We start from the raw sequence: 15,796 nt of genomic DNA on the forward strand, positions 1-15,796 counted from the left end.
CTTTTGTCGCGAATGTCCCCGATAGATCGCTTTATTTTGGAGTTTGACACTGCCCTTCGGTCGGTGGTTGGGGGTGCTAATTCTCAAAGACCTACGCCAGGGTCGGATTTTGCAAGTCATTCTGGGTTAGATGCTGCCGAACGAAAACATGCTGCTGGACTCATGCGTGTAAATCACGTTGGTGAAGTTTGTGCGCAAGCGTTGTATCAATCACAAAAATTAGTCGCACGAAATTCAGATATTCAAGAGATGTTGGATCACTCTGGCCGCGAAGAAATGGATCATCTTGCCTGGTGTGAAACTCGCCTACAAGAGCTTGGATCTCACACTAGTTATCTCAATCCACTTTGGTATGCAGGATCCTTTGCAATCGGCTTGGCAGCGGGCTTAGCGGGCGATAAGTGGAGTTTAGGATTTGTTGCTGAAACAGAAAAACAAGTGGAGAATCACTTAGAAAGTCATCTCGAAAAATTGCCAAAAGAAGACCAGCGTTCGCGCGCAATTGTTGATCAAATGCGCGTTGATGAAATTGCTCATGGACAGGCGGCAAAAAATGCAGGCGGTGCAAATTTGCCAGAACCTATTCAAAAAATAATGCAGGCAATGTCTAAGGTAATGACCACTACTGCTTATAAAATTTAAAACTGAAATCCGATTAATCTTTGAAAATTAATTTCTGATTAATTTTGATATATTTTTTTGAGATTACTGTTTATAAATACAGTATATTTTGGGATTATCTAGCTCAATAGCTAAGATCTATTCTTAAGTATATTTTCCAAGCCATTGTTTCAAGTAGCTATTTTACTAACACCATTTTCTGAACACATGACGCTAAGTGTTTGTAAACACTAGAGAAATTCCTAAAAAAACCCCTAAAAACACTTGACCCTCTTAGTACGATCCTCTAAAGTGGGAGGAAGTGTGAAAAAGTGGGGTAAATGGTGTTTCAAGGTGCGTCAGCTCTCAATTTAGATGCAAAAGGCCGCATGTCTGTGCCGGCAAAGCATCGTGACGCCTTGTTGGTACAGGGCGAGGGCCGAATCACGCTCACAAAACACCCCGATGGCTGCCTACTTCTTTTCCCAAGGCCCGAGTGGGAAACCTTCAGAGCGAGAGTTGCACAACTTCCAATGGATGCTCATTGGTGGCGCCGAATCTTTTTGGGTAATGCAGCCGAAATGGATTTGGATAGCGCTGGTCGCGTATTGGTGAGTCCAGAATTACGCGCAGCAGCTGGAATAGAAAAAGAAGTGATTTTGCTTGGCATGGGAAGTCACTTGGAATTGTGGGATGCGGCAACATACGCTGCAAAAGAACAGGCTGCGATTGCGCAAGGCATGCCTGAAGCACTCAAGCAATTTAATTTTTGATGACAGGGTGCTATGAACATATCTCATCGCCCAGTGTTACTGGCCGAGGCGGTGACGGCGCTAGTTGGCGGCCCACTGATTCAAAATCAAAACTCAGAAAAACAAATTCTAGTGATCGATGGAACCTTTGGGCGAGGCGGCCATACTCAAGCGCTGCTCAAAGAATTGAATCCATCGGCACGCATGATTTCTTTCGACAAGGATTTGGATGCGATCGCAGTAGCCCAGAAAATCAACGATCCGCGTTTGAAAGTTGTGCACGACAGCTTTGCGCAGATGGATCAGTACGCGGAACCAGAATCAGTCGATGGAATTTTGTTGGACTTGGGTATCAGCTCGCCGCAAGTGGACGAAGCGCATCGGGGATTTTCTTTTCGACGCGAAGGTCCGCTCGATATGCGCATGAATACCGATCATGGTCTAACTGCAGCAGAGTGGTTGGAGCAAGCACCGCCGGAGGAAATCACGCACGTGATTAAGACTTACGGAGAAGAGCGCTTTGCATATCAGATCGCTAAAGCCATTGTGGCAAAGCGTGAAGAAGGTTTGCCACCAAAAACTACAACAGAATTAGCAAGTCTAGTTGCTAGCGTTGTGCGTACACGTGAAGCAGGTCAAGATCCTGCAACCAGAACATTTCAGGCTCTGCGTATTTTTATCAATCGCGAGCTGGAAGATTTGGAGCTTGGTTTAAAAGCAGCTTTGAAATTATTAAAGCCTGGTGCGAGATTAGCAGTGATCAGTTTTCACTCCCTTGAAGACCGCATCGTGAAGCAATTTATGCAGGCCCATGCAAAAGTAGAGATTCCTCGTGGCTTGCCAGTGCGCGAGAAAGATTTGCCGCAAAGTGCCTTGGAAATTATTGGTCGTGTCAAACCTAGTGATGCCGAGGTGTCTGAAAATCCTCGCGCACGATCAGCAATTATGCGTGTCGCTGAAAAACGCATGGGAGCAGTTGCATGAATCGTGCAACATTGACCTTGCTCGCATTGTTATTAATTTGCGCTCTATCTTTAGTAGCGGCGCAGCAGCGTGCGCGTAAGTTATTCATTCTGCAGGAACGTGCACAGATTGAAGAGCGTAAGTTAAACCAAGAATGGTTACGTCTTGAATTTGAGCAACGTAATTTATCGAAGTCTGCACGTATCCGTGATGTTGCGCGAAATCAATTGCGTATGTCCCCAATTTCTCCTGAACGTACCTTGTACTTAAAGGAGGCTAAATGAGGCCGGTTGGTTTTTCTACTACGCCAAATTTAGTGTTGCGTCTGCCAATGTGGCGTTCGCGTTTAATGCTCTTCCTCTTATTTTTTGTATTCATGATGCTTTTGCTGCGCGCATTTTGGATTCAGGGCCCAGGCAATGCATTCTATGAGGCAAAAGGCGTGCGAGGTACTCAGCGCGAGCTAGAGTTGCCTGCTAGCCGTGGAAAAATTTTGGATCGTAATGGTCAGGTTATTGCAACTAGTCTGGAGGCGAAATCGGTTATCGCCTATAACGACACGGTGCCGGATGATTTGGCCGCAGCTAAGGTGCAAAAGCTGGCAAGTCTCTTGCAGATGAGTGAATCTGATTTACGGAAGAAATTAAAAGAAGAGCGCAAGCAAATCTTCTTAAAACGCCAAGTCGATCCAGCAGTTGCTCAGCAAATTAAGCAGTTAGAAATTCCTGGTATTGGATTAAATAATGAATATCGTCGCTTCTATCCAGAGGGCGAGGCGATGGCACACGTGGTTGGCTTTACAAACGTAAACGATAAAGGCCAAGAGGGTATGGAGCTTTCGAGAGAGAAAGATCTTGCCGGACATCCAGGGCAGAGGCGCGTAGTCGTTGATCGTCTCGGACGCGTTGTCGATGAAATGGCCATTTTGCAGTTGCCACAAAACGGAAAAGATTTAAATCTTTCTATTGATAGCAAGATTCAGTTCTTGGCTTACAACGCTGTAAAAGATGCGGTTGAAAAGCATCACGCTAAAGCAGGCGGCGCTGTGGTGTTAGATACGCAAACCGGTGAGATTTTGGCTCTAGCAAATTACCCTAGCTACAACCCAAATGATCGACGAGTATTGACTGGCGAGCAATTACGTAATCGTGTACTAACGGACACCTTTGAGCCTGGCTCAACGATGAAGCCATTAACAATTGCAATTGCATTGGAAAAGGGCGCGGTCAAGCCAGATACCAATATGGTGATTGGCGCTAAATATTTAATTGGACCAAAGCCAATTACTGATACACATCCCTATGGGAACTTAACTGTTTCTCAAATTATTCAGAAGTCTAGCAACATTGGAACAGCAAAGATTGCGATGAATAGCCTTTCTGCTGAAGAGATGTGGGATTTCTATACAGCGGTTGGATTCGGCCAAGCGCCAAAAATTGGTTTCCCTGGGGCGGTAGCTGGAACGGTTCACCCATTTAAAAAGTGGATGCCTACCGATCAAGCGCGTATTGCATTTGGCTATGGTATTTCTGCTTCGTTATTTCAGGTGGCTCGTGCTTATACAGTTTTTGCTCGTGACGGTGAATTAGTTCCTCTGACAATTGAGCGCAGCCCAGAATTTAAGCCGGGCACAAAAGTTCTTTCTCCACAAACTGCAATAGAAATGCGCAGCATGATGGAATCTGTTACTGAGCCTGGTGGTACTGCCATTAAGGCTCAGGCTGAAGGATTCCGTGTAGGCGGCAAGACTGGAACAGCGCATAAGCTAGTTGGCAAAGGGTATGGCAATAAATATCGTGCTTACTTTGCTGGCCTGGCTCCAATTAGTGCGCCACGTATTGTGGTTGCGGTGATGATTGATGAGCCCACAGGGGGAAGTCACTACGGCGGAGATGTTGCAGCACCAGTTTTCTCGACTATTGTGAGTGAAACACTGCATACCTTAAATGTTTTGCCGGATAGTAAAGTGAAGCAAATGGTGATGCAGGATAAGAATCCACAGGAGATTCAGTCTGCAAATGCTCAGGCTCAACATGTGGTTTTGAAGCGATGAGGGTGGATTTGAAAATAGACACCAATCACTTGATTGACCACTTACACACTCTAGCGAATTCCTCCGCAAAAGTGTGCGCGGATAGTCGCCAGATTCAGTCTGGCGATATCTTTTTTGCCTATCCGGTAGGTCATGGCAATGCATTGTGTGATGGACGTCAATTTATTCATGCTGCTTTAGAAAATGGTGCATCAGCTGTGGTGTTTGATCCTGCAGGTATGAGTAATCAATTTGCAGATCACCCGCAATGCATTGCAGTTGAAAATCTTGCTGCAGAAGTGGGCCAATTGTGCTCTCAGTGGTACGGGAATCCCAGTAAGGAATTGAGCATTATTGGTGTTACTGGCACTAACGGAAAGACAAGCATTACGCAGTGGCTCGCACAAGCCTTGGATGCTACTAATCATCGCACGGCGGTTTTGGGAACTTTAGGAACTGGATTTCCAGGTGCTATGGTTCAAACTGGCTATACAACTCCAGATGCTCCAAAGTTACAAACTCAGCTGGCAGAGCTGCGCAGCGTAGGGGCAAAGCAAGTTGCAATGGAAGTGTCTTCACACGCATTAGAACAAGATCGAATCGCTGGAACTGAGCTAAATTGCGCGGTCTTCACCAATCTCACGCAAGATCATTTGGATTACCACGGCAGTATGGTTGAGTACGCTGAGGCGAAAGCGAAGTTATTTCAGCAGTCTGGACTTAAGCATGCAGTCATTAATTTAGATGACGCATTTGGTCGTGAGTTAGTCATGAATCTATTGGCTAAAAACGATTTAAAGGTGTGGGCATACGCCTTGTCGCCATCAGTTTTCGAAGGCTTTGAAAAATTTGGCGACCGATTGCAGCGTATTTATGCAAAAGAGACTGCGCTGAGTAGTGCAGGCTACGATTCCACTTTTGTTTATGACAACGCAGGAAGTGTTCAATTGCACATCCCGCTATTGGGTGAATTTAATTTAAGTAACGCGCTGGCAGTATGGACAGTATTACTTACTCAAGGCATGAGCTGTGAGCTTGCAGCGCAAAAAGTCAGTCAATTAAATCCAGTGCTTGGACGTATGGAATTAATTCAGATTGGCAAACCTCAAAAAGCAGAGGGTTTGTTGGCGGTTGTCGATTACGCACATACACCAGATGCTTTAGAAAAAACTTTGCAGGCTTTGCGACCTATTGCAGATCAGCGTGGCGGAAGTATTTGGTGTGTATTTGGTTGTGGTGGCGATAGGGATTTTGGAAAGCGATCGCTGATGGGAGCTGTGGCAGGACGTTACGCTGATCAAATTTTGATTACTAGCGACAATCCGCGTTCAGAAGATCCTCAAGCCATCATGCAGATGATTCGGGCTGGTTTAAAGGCTGACGCAACAAATATTCAGATGATTATCGATCGTGCGGCTGCCATTATGGCCGCTGTTCGCCATGCGAATCCTTGCGATATAGTTTTGGTGGCTGGTAAGGGTCATGAAACTACACAAGAAATCAATGGGAAGAAATTCGATTTTTCTGATCAGGAGCATATTCGCTTGGCAGCCGGAGGTGGAATCTAATGTCCATCATGACAACGCTTGCTCAAGCACAGGCTATGCTGCCTGGAAGCAAGTTAATGAATGCTTCTGCAGGTGCTGCTCAGGAGTTATCTATTTCTCGAGTGGGTACTGATAGTCGTCAGATAGAGCGCAATGAATTATTTGTAGCTTTGGTTGGCGAGCGCTTTGATGCGCACGACTTCTTATCTGATGTTGCGAGGGCAGGCGCAGGTGCTGCACTAATTAGTAGTCAAGATAAATGCCCCGCCGACTTGCCAGCAATTTGCGTTTCGAATACACGCGTTGGTTTAGGCAATTTAGCCAAAGCATGGCGTGCTAATCATCCGATTCCTTTGGCTTTGGTTACTGGTAGCAATGGCAAGACCACAGTTAAGGAAATGATTGCATCTATTTTTAAGGCTGCGGTTGGCGAGCAACATACCTTAGTGACCAAAGGTAATTTGAACAACGATATTGGTTTGCCATTAACGCTCTTAAAGCTACGTTCAACTGATCGTCTAGCGGTTGTTGAGCTTGGCATGAATCATCCAGGCGAGACGGCACAGTTAGCTGCAATTGCACAAGCCAACATCGCATTAATTAATAATGCCCAGCGTGAGCATCAGGAATTTATGGCGACAGTAGCTGCTGTAGCTGAAGAGCATTCCGATGCAATTCGTGTGTTACCAGATGATGGCATCGCTGTTTTCCCGGCAGATTCTGAGTTTGCAAATGTTTGGCGCCAGGCTGCTGCTAGTCGCAAGGTAATTGATTTTGTTTTGTCATCAACTCAGACTAAGGCATCGGCTGCTGTGACTGGAAGTTTATTAAGTAATGGGCATGTGCAAATCCAAACAGAGCAAGGAATTATTGAAGTTCAGCTCAATACTTTGGGCAGCCACAATGTTCGTAATGCTCTAGCAGCAAGTGCGGTAGGAATTGCAGCTGGTGTAAGTCTCGAAAAAATCAAGCAGGGTCTCGAATCCTTCTCACCAGTCAATGGACGCATGCAAGCTAAGGTGATTGATTCAAATCGAACCCTCATTGATGATAGCTATAACGCTAATCCAGACTCTGTAAGAGCGGCGATTGACGCCTTAAAGCAATCAGGCAATTTATCTTGGCTTATTTTGGGTGATATGGGCGAGGTTGGTAATCAGGGGCCAGAGTTTCATCGGGAAGTTGGCGCCTATGCTGCTGAACAAGGGGTTGTCAAACTTTTTGCCTTAGGCGAGCAATGCCAATTCGCGCTTCAAGGATTTAATGAAGTTAGTCAAGATGCTGCAACAACATCTCAGGCAAAACATTTTTCGGATATGGATAGTCTCATTGCGCAATTAAGAGATGCGCTTCATGCCCAGTCCACTGGTAGCAATCAGCATTTAAATATTTTGGTTAAAGGTTCACGGTTTATGCGCATGGAGCGTGTAGTGCAAGCCTTGTTAGAGGAGGCTAAAACATGCTCTTAATGTTGGCGCAATGGCTGCAGGATGATTTCGGATTTTTTCGAGTATTTAACTACATCACTTTTAGAGCGGTGATGGCAACAGTCACTGCATTGTTAATTGGATTGGCTGCGGGACCTTGGGTCATTCGCAAACTCACCGCTTTAAAGATGGGTCAAGCAGTAAGGACGGATGGGCCACAAACACATTTAGTAAAGTCAGGCACCCCAACAATGGGTGGTGTATTGATTTTGATTGGTATCTTTATTTCTTGTATGTTGTGGGCAGATCTTAGCAATCGATTTATTTGGATTGTGATGATTGTTACTTTTGGCTTTGGCTTAGTGGGTTGGGTAGATGATTACCGTAAAGTGGTCTACAAAGATCCAAAAGGTATGGCCTCTAGAGAGAAATTCTTTTGGCAAACTTTGATTGGTTTGTTTGCTGCAATCTATCTTGCGTTCTCAGTTTCAGAAGTCAACAACCTCAAGGTGCTGCAATTATTCTACGAGTGGCTCAGAAGCGGATTTGCTTTAGATCTTCCTGCAAAGACTGACTTGCTATTGCCGTTTATGAAAGAAGTGAGCTACCCATTAGGAATTATGGGTTTCATTATTTTGAGTTACTTGGTAATTGTTGGCAGTAGTAACGCGGTGAATTTAACCGATGGCCTTGATGGCCTAGTCATCATGCCAGTCATTCTAGTGGGTGCTGCATTGGGTGCTTTTGCCTATGTGATGGGTAATGCGATTTATGCTAAGTATCTCCTCTTCCCTTATATACCTGGCGCTGGTGAGCTAATGATTTTCTGTGGCGCCATGGGCGGCGCAGGATTAGCTTTCCTTTGGTACAACACTCATCCAGCCCAAGTATTTATGGGCGACGTAGGTGCGCTAGCTTTAGGTGGTGCACTCGGCACTATCGCCGTCATTGTTCGTCAAGAAATTGTGTTGTTTGTGATGGGTGGCATTTTTGTTGCCGAAACCCTTTCAGTCATGTTGCAAGTACTTTGGTTCAAAGTAACCAAAAAACATTTTGGCGAGGGCCGTCGTATTTTCCGTATGGCGCCATTGCATCATCATTTTGAATTAGGTGGTTGGAAAGAAACGCAGGTAGTTGTGCGGTTCTGGATCATCACGATTCTCTTAGTCTTAATTGGCTTATCTAGCCTGAAGTTACGGTGATCCAAAAGTAAATATGTTGATTTTAGAAAATACCTTCGCTAATTCAGCCTTTATGGGTGATGAGGGCTATCAAGCACCAAGCAGATTCCTTATTTTGGGTTTGGGTGAATCCGGTGTCGCCATGGCTAAGTGGTGCTTGCGTAATGGTGCAGAGGTACGTCTCGCCGACACTCGTGAGCAATCATCATTCAGTGAGCGTCAGAATGCTTGGTTGCAGGAGCTTAACCTTGCTGGACTAAAAGATACTTGTTTTGGACCTTTGAGTGATGACTTACTCAATGAAATTGATGTGATTGGTATCAGTCCAGGGCTTTCTCCGGTGCAAGATCCAATTTATTCTTTCTTGGTAAAAGCTGAGGAAGCTGAAATCGACGTTTGGAGCGAAATTGAATTTTTTACTCGTGCAATTTCTGCTTTAGGTCGCATGGCTCAGGTGCAAGAGTCTAGTTATGAGGCTGCGGTATTGGCAATCACTGGTACCAATGGCAAAACAACGACCACCGCACTAACAGGGCAACTCTGTGAGCGCGCTGGTAAGAAGGTTGCTGTGGCGGGAAACATCAGCCCTGCTGCTTTGGAAAAATTAATGAACTGCTTAGACTTGGCGGATCAGATTGTCGACATGCCTGATGTTTGGGTGTTGGAGTTATCTAGTTTCCAGCTGGTTTATACCCACACCTTAAATGCAACTGCAGCAACTGTGTTGAACATTACCCAAGACCATTTGGATTGGCATGGGGATATGCAGGCTTATGCAGATGCTAAGTCAAAAATATTTGGCGCCGATACAGTATGCATCCTGAATCGTGATGACTCTCTTGTAATGAGCTTGCTTTCAGAAGAGCAAAAAGCAGAGAAAACTATTGTGACTTTTGGTTCTAATCGTCCAGATGAGCAAGGCGCCTTTGGTATTGAGCATGACTTGCGTGCTGGTGGCATTGATTGGCTAGTGTGGGCTGAGGTGGATGAGGATGTAGAGCCTAAGCCTAAGCGTCGTCGTAAGGCTGCGGTTGTTGAGGATGATGAGCCTTTACGATTGAAACGTCTCATTCCAGCTGATGCATTAAGAATACGTGGTCGTCACAACGCCTTAAATGCCTTAGCTGCGCTTGCCTTAGCGCGTGCCGCTAATTTGCCAATGAATGTTCTGTTGCATGGTTTGCGTGATTACCATGGCGAGCCTCATCGAGTTCAAAGTATTGCAATCGTTAAAGACGTTGAGTATGTGGACGATAGTAAAGGCACTAATGTAGGCGCTACTGTTGCTGCATTAAATGGCTTGGGTAATAACGAATCAGGCAAACGCATTTGGTTAATTGCTGGCGGAGACGGTAAGGGGCAAGATTTCAGTCCACTTCGTGAGCCAGCTTTGCGTTTTGTAAAAGGCGCTTTCGTAATCGGTAAAGATGGCGCTGCAATTGGCGAGGCATTGGGTGTTGGCATACCAGTTACCAATTGCGGTGACTTGGTGTCTGCGGTTCAGGCTGCTGCGGCACAGGCCATCTCTGGAGATTTGGTGTTGTTATCCCCAGCTTGCGCCAGCCTAGATCAGTTCCGCGACTACAAGGAGCGTGCTCAAGTATTTGTCGCAGAAGTCGAAGAGCTGGGAATGCGCTTTGAAGGAGTCCAGGCATGAACTTAAAAGAGAAATTCTTTCCTGAAAATCGCCTTGGATTAAACCGCTTCTGGAATTTTTCTAGAGGAGGAATTGATAACTTCCGCACTGGCTTGCGTGATGCAGTATCTGGCGTAGAGCAAACCCGTTCACGCATGATGGAGTATGACCAGTTGCTTGTTTGGGCAATCTTGTCCCTCATGTTGATTGGCCTAGTGATGGTGTACTCAGCTTCCATTACTTTGGCTGATGGGCCTAAGTACGCAAACTACAGTAGCAACTTTTTCTTGATCCGCCACATGATTTCTTTGGTGATTGCTATTGGGGTGGGGATTTGGGCTTTCAAGATTCCAACAAAAGTATGGGATCGTTATTCACCAGTCATTTTTGGATTTACTGTTTTATTACTTATCGCGGTACTTATTCCTGGTGTTGGTAAAGGTGTGAATGGTGCAAAGCGTTGGATTCCTTTGGGCTTAATGAACTTCCAACCTTCCGAGTTAATGAAATTTGCCGCAGTGATCTTTGCGGCAAGTTATACAGTGCAACGCCAAGAGTATCTTCATTCTTTTGTGAAGGGCATGCTGCCTATGGGCATTGCAGTTGCTCTGGTTGGTGGCTTATTGATGGCTGAACCAGATATGGGCGCTTTCGTAGTAGTTGCCTTAATCGCATTTGGCATTCTCTTTTTGGGTGGAATTAACGCTAAATTATTTGGTGGATTGATTGCGGTTGGCTTGATGAGCGGGGCAACAATGATTGCGCTCTCACCATTCCGTCGTGGTCGCATGTTGGCATTTATGGATCCATGGCAAGTGGATAACGCCGCTAATAAAGGTTATCAGCTAACGCATTCACTCATGGCGTTTGGGCGTGGAGAATGGTTTGGTACGGGTCTAGGTGGTAGCGTAGAGAAATTGCATTACTTACCTGAAGCGCACACCGATTTCATCATGGCGGTGATTGGTGAAGAATTGGGATTTGTTGGGGTGGTTGTCATGATCTTCTTGTTCTATTGGATCGTACGACGCGCTTTCCTAATTGGTCGTACAGCCTTGCAGTTGGATCGCAGCTTTGCAGGCCTGGCTGCTAAGGGTGTTGCAATTTGGATTGGTTGGCAGGCCTTTATTAATATGGGCGTGAACCTTGGACTGTTACCAACTAAAGGTTTGACTTTGCCATTGGTGAGTTATGGCGGCTCAGGCATTTTGATGAATGCTGTTGCGATGGCAATGCTATTGCGCATTGATTTTGAAAATCGCATTCTGATGCGTGGAGGGAAGCTTTGACAAAACCCTCAATCTTGGTGATGGCAGGTGGCACTGGTGGGCATATTTTCCCAGGCCTTGCTGTCGCTGAATACTTGCGGATTTGTGGCTGGAGTGTCTCTTGGTTGGGAAATCAAGCTGGCATGGAGTATCGCCTTGTGAAGTCCTGTGACTTTCCGTTTGAGGCAGTCGAGTTTGGCGGTCTTCGTGGCAAAGGTTTAAAAGCACAGTTGATGCTACCGATTAACCTCATGCGTGCTTGTTTTCAGAGTTGGAAGATTATGCGCCGCGTGAAGCCAAATGTTGTTTTGGGAATGGGTGGCTACATTACCTTCCCTGGTGGTTTGGTAAGTAAACTCTTGAAGCGTCCTTTGGTTTTGCATGAGTCAAATTCAGTGGCTGGTAGTGCTAATCGTGCATTAAGCAAAATTGCTATGCGCACTCTCACTGGATTCCCTCATACGATGGCAAACGCAGAGTGGGTTGGCAATCCGATCCGCGAAGAGTTTGATCATATGCTTGCGCCTGCAGCACGGTATGAACAGCGCCAAGGACCACTTTCCATCTTGGTGGTGGGTGGTAGCTTGGGCGCTGCAGCCTTAAATGAAAATATTCCAGCTGCCTTAGCATTGATTCCAGCTGAGTCACGTCCTAAGGTGGTTCACCAGGCGGGCGATAAGCATTTAGCAGATCTGCAAAAAAGATATGCGGATGTTGGTGTAGATGCAGATATTCGTCCATTTATTGATGACATGCCAACTGCGTATTCACAGGCAGATTTAGTCATTTGCCGCTCGGGTGCTATGACAGTCTCTGAAATAGCTGCTTGTGGCATTGCCTCTTGCTTGATTCCATTTCCTCATGCAATTGATGACCATCAAACTGCGAATGCACAGTTTCTGTCAAATGCAGATGCGGCAGTTTTATTGCCGCAGCCATTGCTGAACCCGCAGGATTTGGCATTGATGATTCAAAACTTCAATCGTGCGGACTTAAAAGAGATGGCATTGCGTGCACATGCTTTAGCAAAGCCGCATGCAACTCAGCGAGTGGCTGAGGTATGCGCAGATTGTGCGGGGGTGGGTATATGAAACATATCGTTCAACAAATTCACTTCATCGGTATCGGTGGTGCGGGTATGAGTGGCATTGCAGAAGTGCTTTTGAACCTGGGGTACCAAGTTTCAGGATCTGATCTTGCTGAGGGTGCCGTAACTAAGCGTCTTAAAGAGTTGGGCGCAGTGATTCATATTGGGCATGACCCTAAAAATATTGGCACTGCTGAGGCAGTAGTGATTTCAACGGCGGTTGCTGGGAATAACCCAGAAGTCTTGGCTGCAAGAGCTGCAAAGATTCCAGTAATTCAGCGTGCTGTGATGTTGGGCGAGTTAATGCGCTTAAAGCAGGGTATTGCCATTGCTGGCACCCACGGAAAAACAACGACTACCAGTTTGGTCGCATCAGTTTTGGCTGAGGGTGGTCTAGACCCTACGTTTGTGATTGGCGGAAAACTCAATTCAGCTGGAGCAAATGCACGTTTAGGACATGGCGACTTTATTGTTGTTGAAGCTGATGAATCTGATGCTTCTTTCTTGCAGTTATTTCCAGCGATGGAAGTGGTCACCAATATCGATGCAGATCATATGGATACCTATCAGCACGATATGGCTCGCTTAAAGCAAGCATTTGTGCAATTTATTCAGCGCATGCCATTTTATGGCGTGGCAGTGCTTTGTATTGATGATACAAATGTGCGCGACATCATTCCATTTGTATCTCAACCAATACTGCGCTACGGCCTATCTGACGATGCCGATATCCGTGCGAGCAATGTTCGTGCTGACGGCACTCGCATGCATTTCACGGTTGATCGCCGTACTGTCCGCAGACATGGCAATAAGCCTGGCCCACTTAATGTCACTCTTAATTTGCCAGGCTTGCATAACGTACGCAATGCTTTAGCTGCTATAGGTATAGCAACAGAGTTAGGTGTTGGTGATGAAGCAATCACAAAAGCTCTCTCTGAATTTGGCGGAGTTGGTCGTCGCTTCCAGCGCTATGGAGAGATTCCGTTGGCATCAGGTGGCAGATTTACTTTGATTGATGATTACGGTCATCACCCAGTAGAGATGGCAGCAACCTTAGCTGCTGCTCGCGGCGCCTATCCAGATCGCCGTTTAGTTTTGGCATTCCAACCACATCGCTTTACTAGAACACGTGATTGTTTTGGTGAGTTTGTACAAGTTCTTCGAAGCTTTGATGCATTGGTATTGACAGATGTCTACCCAGCAGGTGAAGCCAAAATTCCAGGCGCTGATGGCAAGAGCTTAATGAAGGCTGCTATTGCTGAAGATAAGAATTCGACAGCATTGTTGAATTCAGCGGCAGTTGCTTACGCTGCAAGTATTGCGGAAATGCCAGAAAAATTGAGTCAAGTTTTACAAGATGGAGATGTATTAATTACGATGGGTGCAGGATCAATTTCTGCTTTGCCACATACATTGTCGGAGGCAAAGCATGTCTAAGGTAGACGCTAACTTGAGCTCCTGGGGCGATCGCGTTAAAGCTGACTTGGCTAGCATGGATGTTAAGTTTTTTGGTCGCGTCGGCGTATTGCTTGGCGGTAAATCCGGCGAGAGAGAAATTTCCCTCATGTCAGGTAATGGTGTGCTGGAGGCTTTGCGTTCAAAAGGTGTGGATGCCCACGCTTTTGATACTGGTTTGCGTTGCCCTACTGAACTAGCCCAAGAGAAATTTGATCGTATTTTCATTTCGCTGCACGGCCGCTTTGGTGAAGACGGCACGATTCAAGGTCTGCTTGAATTGCTGGATCTTCCATATACCGGTAGCGGTGTATTGGCATCTGCTTTAGCGATCAATAAGATTGTCACTAAGCAAGTCTGGATTAGTAATGGACTTGCAACTCCAGAGTATGAAGAACTGACTGCAACAAGTGATTGGAATGCAGTAGTTCAGCACTTAGGTTTGCCATTAATTGTGAAGCCTGCAAACGAAGGATCTTCTTTGGGCCTAACCAAGGTAAAGTCAGTAGATGAACTACCGGCCGCTTATAAGCTTGCTGCTGGTTTAGATAAAAAAGTCATTGCCGAGACTTGCATCATCGGGGATGAATTAACTTGCCCATTAGTTGGCTACGGTAAGGATGCCGAAGCGTTGCCGGTGATCAAAATTATTCCACCGCAAGCAAATTACGATTTTCATAACAAGTATTTCTCTGATGAAACTCAGTACTTATGCCCAACAGGGTTAGCGCCAGAGGTGAATACTGCTGTTCAAGAATTAGCCTTGGCGGCATACAAAGCCCTGGGTTGCCGGACTTGGGGTCGTGCAGATGTGATGCTGGAGCAAAAAACTGGCAAACCTTATTTGCTAGAAATGAATACTTCACCTGGCATGACTTCTCATTCATTGGTGCCAATGGCTGCTAAGGCGGCAGGTGTTGATTATGCGGATTTAGTGCTTTGGTTATTGGACCAAACAGTGCAGCAAAATGAGGGTGCTCATGCATGAGTAACTTCATGGACCGCTTCGGTGAAATTTTCTCAATGTTGATGGCTCCATTATGGAATCACTCGGATCGCATGGAGAAGCTGAGCCGTTTCTTGATGCGTTGCTTCATCGTGATGCTAGTAATTGGTATTTTGGTTTGGCTTAGTCAACGTCCAGTATTTGCTTTAAAGCAAATACAAATTGAGCCGGTCGCTGGACAAACGCTAAAGCACGTTAAGAAGCCAATTGTGAAGCAGCAAGTTTTAGAAACGGTACAGGGCAATTTCTTTAGTGTTCGTCTAGAGGATGTAAAGCGTGGCTTTGAGAGTATGCCTTGGGTTCGACATGCCAATGTACGCCGTGTCTGGCCTAATGGATTAGTCGTCAGCATTGAAGAGCAGAAACCATTTGGTACATGGGGTGGTGCTGAGAGTCACACTTTAATGAACACCCATGGGGAGCTATTTGTTGGACGAGTCTCTGAGGTTGGTGACGACATCCGTCTGGTTGACTTCTCTGGTCCTGCAGATTCTGGCAAAGAGGTAATGAGTCTTTGTGAAAAAGCAAACAACTGGTTTAAGCCATGGGGTGCGGAAGTAACTAGCCTTGCTTTAACAGAGCGCTATGCGTGGAACGTCAAACTTTCTAATGGTATGAGAGTTGAGTTTGGGCGCGATGAAGAAAGCTCTGATAAGAATTTAACTGAAGAACGTGTAGTGCGCTTATTAAAATATTGGCCTCAAGTACAAGAGAAGTTGGCTAATCGAATTGATGCAATTGATTTGCGATATGCAAATGGTTTTGCGGTTCATCTTGCTTCTGCAAGTTTGAAGAAGAATGAAGTGGATGGTAAAAAAAGCGAGCTGAAGCAATGAGGAATG

The 15,796-nt window shown here is 45.8% G+C and carries 14 protein-coding genes; all 14 read left to right on the forward strand.

Translation table 11 applies throughout. The annotated features are described in order from the left end of the window. The first annotated feature begins 12 nt into the window (after positions 1-12). The 14 genes from coq7 to ICW03_RS00925 all read left to right on the forward strand — a co-directional run bounded on the left by coq7 (position 13) and on the right by ICW03_RS00925 (position 15,790). Positions 13-642: a 2-polyprenyl-3-methyl-6-methoxy-1,4-benzoquinone monooxygenase gene (gene coq7, locus ICW03_RS00860; RefSeq protein ID WP_215348260.1), complete on the forward strand. Its 630-nt coding sequence runs from the start codon at positions 13-15 to the stop codon at positions 640-642. 302 nt (positions 643-944) lie between these two features. Further along, complete coding sequence (gene mraZ / locus ICW03_RS00865) at positions 945-1,373, forward strand: division/cell wall cluster transcriptional repressor MraZ (RefSeq protein WP_068320686.1); 429 nt, start codon at positions 945-947, stop codon at positions 1,371-1,373. 12 nt (positions 1,374-1,385) lie between these two features. Then, positions 1,386-2,336 (forward strand): 16S rRNA (cytosine(1402)-N(4))-methyltransferase RsmH, encoded by a 951-nt coding sequence (gene rsmH, locus ICW03_RS00870; RefSeq protein ID WP_215348261.1) that lies wholly within the window; start codon positions 1,386-1,388, stop codon positions 2,334-2,336. Then, positions 2,333-2,599, forward strand: coding sequence for a cell division protein FtsL (gene ftsL, locus ICW03_RS00875; RefSeq protein ID WP_215348262.1), 267 nt, complete (start codon positions 2,333-2,335; stop codon positions 2,597-2,599). The genes rsmH and ftsL overlap by 4 nt, the downstream gene beginning before the upstream one ends. Continuing rightward, positions 2,596-4,368: a penicillin-binding protein 2 gene (locus tag ICW03_RS00880; RefSeq protein WP_215348263.1), complete on the forward strand. Its 1,773-nt coding sequence runs from the start codon at positions 2,596-2,598 to the stop codon at positions 4,366-4,368. The genes ftsL and ICW03_RS00880 overlap by 4 nt, the downstream gene beginning before the upstream one ends. Further along, positions 4,365-5,915, forward strand: a complete 1,551-nt coding sequence (locus tag ICW03_RS00885) for a UDP-N-acetylmuramoyl-L-alanyl-D-glutamate--2,6-diaminopimelate ligase (protein WP_215348264.1) — start codon at positions 4,365-4,367, stop codon at positions 5,913-5,915. Before ICW03_RS00880 ends, ICW03_RS00885 begins: the two co-directional genes overlap by 4 nt. Beyond that, a complete protein-coding gene (gene murF / locus ICW03_RS00890) occupies positions 5,915-7,363 on the forward strand; it encodes a UDP-N-acetylmuramoyl-tripeptide--D-alanyl-D-alanine ligase (protein ID WP_215348265.1) in 1,449 nt (482 codons plus the stop codon). The genes ICW03_RS00885 and murF overlap by 1 nt, the downstream gene beginning before the upstream one ends. Then, positions 7,354-8,523 (forward strand): phospho-N-acetylmuramoyl-pentapeptide-transferase, encoded by a 1,170-nt coding sequence (gene mraY, locus ICW03_RS00895; RefSeq protein ID WP_215348266.1) that lies wholly within the window; start codon positions 7,354-7,356, stop codon positions 8,521-8,523. The genes murF and mraY overlap by 10 nt, the downstream gene beginning before the upstream one ends. A gap of 13 nt (positions 8,524-8,536) precedes the next feature. Further along, on the forward strand, positions 8,537-10,159 hold the full coding sequence (murD, locus tag ICW03_RS00900) for a UDP-N-acetylmuramoyl-L-alanine--D-glutamate ligase (protein ID WP_251374421.1): 1,623 nt from the start codon (positions 8,537-8,539) through the stop codon (positions 10,157-10,159). Then, complete coding sequence (ftsW, locus tag ICW03_RS00905; RefSeq protein ID WP_215348267.1) at positions 10,156-11,427, forward strand: putative lipid II flippase FtsW; 1,272 nt, start codon at positions 10,156-10,158, stop codon at positions 11,425-11,427. Before murD ends, ftsW begins: the two co-directional genes overlap by 4 nt. 20 nt (positions 11,428-11,447) lie before the next feature. Next, positions 11,448-12,497: an undecaprenyldiphospho-muramoylpentapeptide beta-N-acetylglucosaminyltransferase gene (gene murG / locus ICW03_RS00910; protein ID WP_215350071.1), complete on the forward strand. Its 1,050-nt coding sequence runs from the start codon at positions 11,448-11,450 to the stop codon at positions 12,495-12,497. After that, positions 12,494-13,930: a UDP-N-acetylmuramate--L-alanine ligase gene (murC, locus tag ICW03_RS00915; protein WP_215348268.1), complete on the forward strand. Its 1,437-nt coding sequence runs from the start codon at positions 12,494-12,496 to the stop codon at positions 13,928-13,930. Before murG ends, murC begins: the two co-directional genes overlap by 4 nt. Beyond that, the gene (locus ICW03_RS00920; protein WP_251374422.1) at positions 13,923-14,936 is read left to right on the forward strand and encodes a D-alanine--D-alanine ligase; all 1,014 of its coding nucleotides are present in this window, start codon (positions 13,923-13,925) and stop codon (positions 14,934-14,936) included. Before murC ends, ICW03_RS00920 begins: the two co-directional genes overlap by 8 nt. Next, positions 14,933-15,790, forward strand: a complete 858-nt coding sequence (locus ICW03_RS00925) for a cell division protein FtsQ/DivIB (RefSeq protein ID WP_215348269.1) — start codon at positions 14,933-14,935, stop codon at positions 15,788-15,790. Before ICW03_RS00920 ends, ICW03_RS00925 begins: the two co-directional genes overlap by 4 nt. Positions 15,791-15,796: the final 6 nt, after the last annotated feature.

The sequence above is a fragment of the Polynucleobacter sp. MWH-Aus1W21 genome, assembly GCF_018687275.1.
Lineage (GTDB): Bacteria > Pseudomonadota > Gammaproteobacteria > Burkholderiales > Burkholderiaceae > Polynucleobacter.

Excerpts from the sequence above, each read along its gene's own strand:
- murF (WP_215348265.1), top strand. The coding sequence starts at position 5,915 with ATGTCCATCATGACAACGCTTGCTCAAGCACAGGCTATGCTGCCTGGA.
- ICW03_RS00925 (WP_215348269.1), top strand. The coding sequence starts at position 14,933 with ATGAGTAACTTCATGGACCGCTTCGGTGAAATTTTCTCAATGTTGATG.
- ICW03_RS00920 (WP_251374422.1), top strand. The coding sequence starts at position 13,923 with ATGTCTAAGGTAGACGCTAACTTGAGCTCCTGGGGCGATCGCGTTAAA.
- rsmH (WP_215348261.1), top strand. The coding sequence starts at position 1,386 with ATGAACATATCTCATCGCCCAGTGTTACTGGCCGAGGCGGTGACGGCG.
- ftsL (WP_215348262.1), top strand. The coding sequence starts at position 2,333 with ATGAATCGTGCAACATTGACCTTGCTCGCATTGTTATTAATTTGCGCT.
- ICW03_RS00885 (WP_215348264.1), top strand. The coding sequence starts at position 4,365 with ATGAGGGTGGATTTGAAAATAGACACCAATCACTTGATTGACCACTTA.
- murC (WP_215348268.1), top strand. The coding sequence starts at position 12,494 with ATGAAACATATCGTTCAACAAATTCACTTCATCGGTATCGGTGGTGCG.
- murD (WP_251374421.1), top strand. The coding sequence starts at position 8,537 with ATGTTGATTTTAGAAAATACCTTCGCTAATTCAGCCTTTATGGGTGAT.
- ftsW (WP_215348267.1), top strand. The coding sequence starts at position 10,156 with ATGAACTTAAAAGAGAAATTCTTTCCTGAAAATCGCCTTGGATTAAAC.
- ICW03_RS00880 (WP_215348263.1), top strand. The coding sequence starts at position 2,596 with ATGAGGCCGGTTGGTTTTTCTACTACGCCAAATTTAGTGTTGCGTCTG.
- coq7 (WP_215348260.1), top strand. The coding sequence starts at position 13 with ATGTCCCCGATAGATCGCTTTATTTTGGAGTTTGACACTGCCCTTCGG.
- mraY (WP_215348266.1), top strand. The coding sequence starts at position 7,354 with ATGCTCTTAATGTTGGCGCAATGGCTGCAGGATGATTTCGGATTTTTT.
- murG (WP_215350071.1), top strand. The coding sequence starts at position 11,448 with ATGGCAGGTGGCACTGGTGGGCATATTTTCCCAGGCCTTGCTGTCGCT.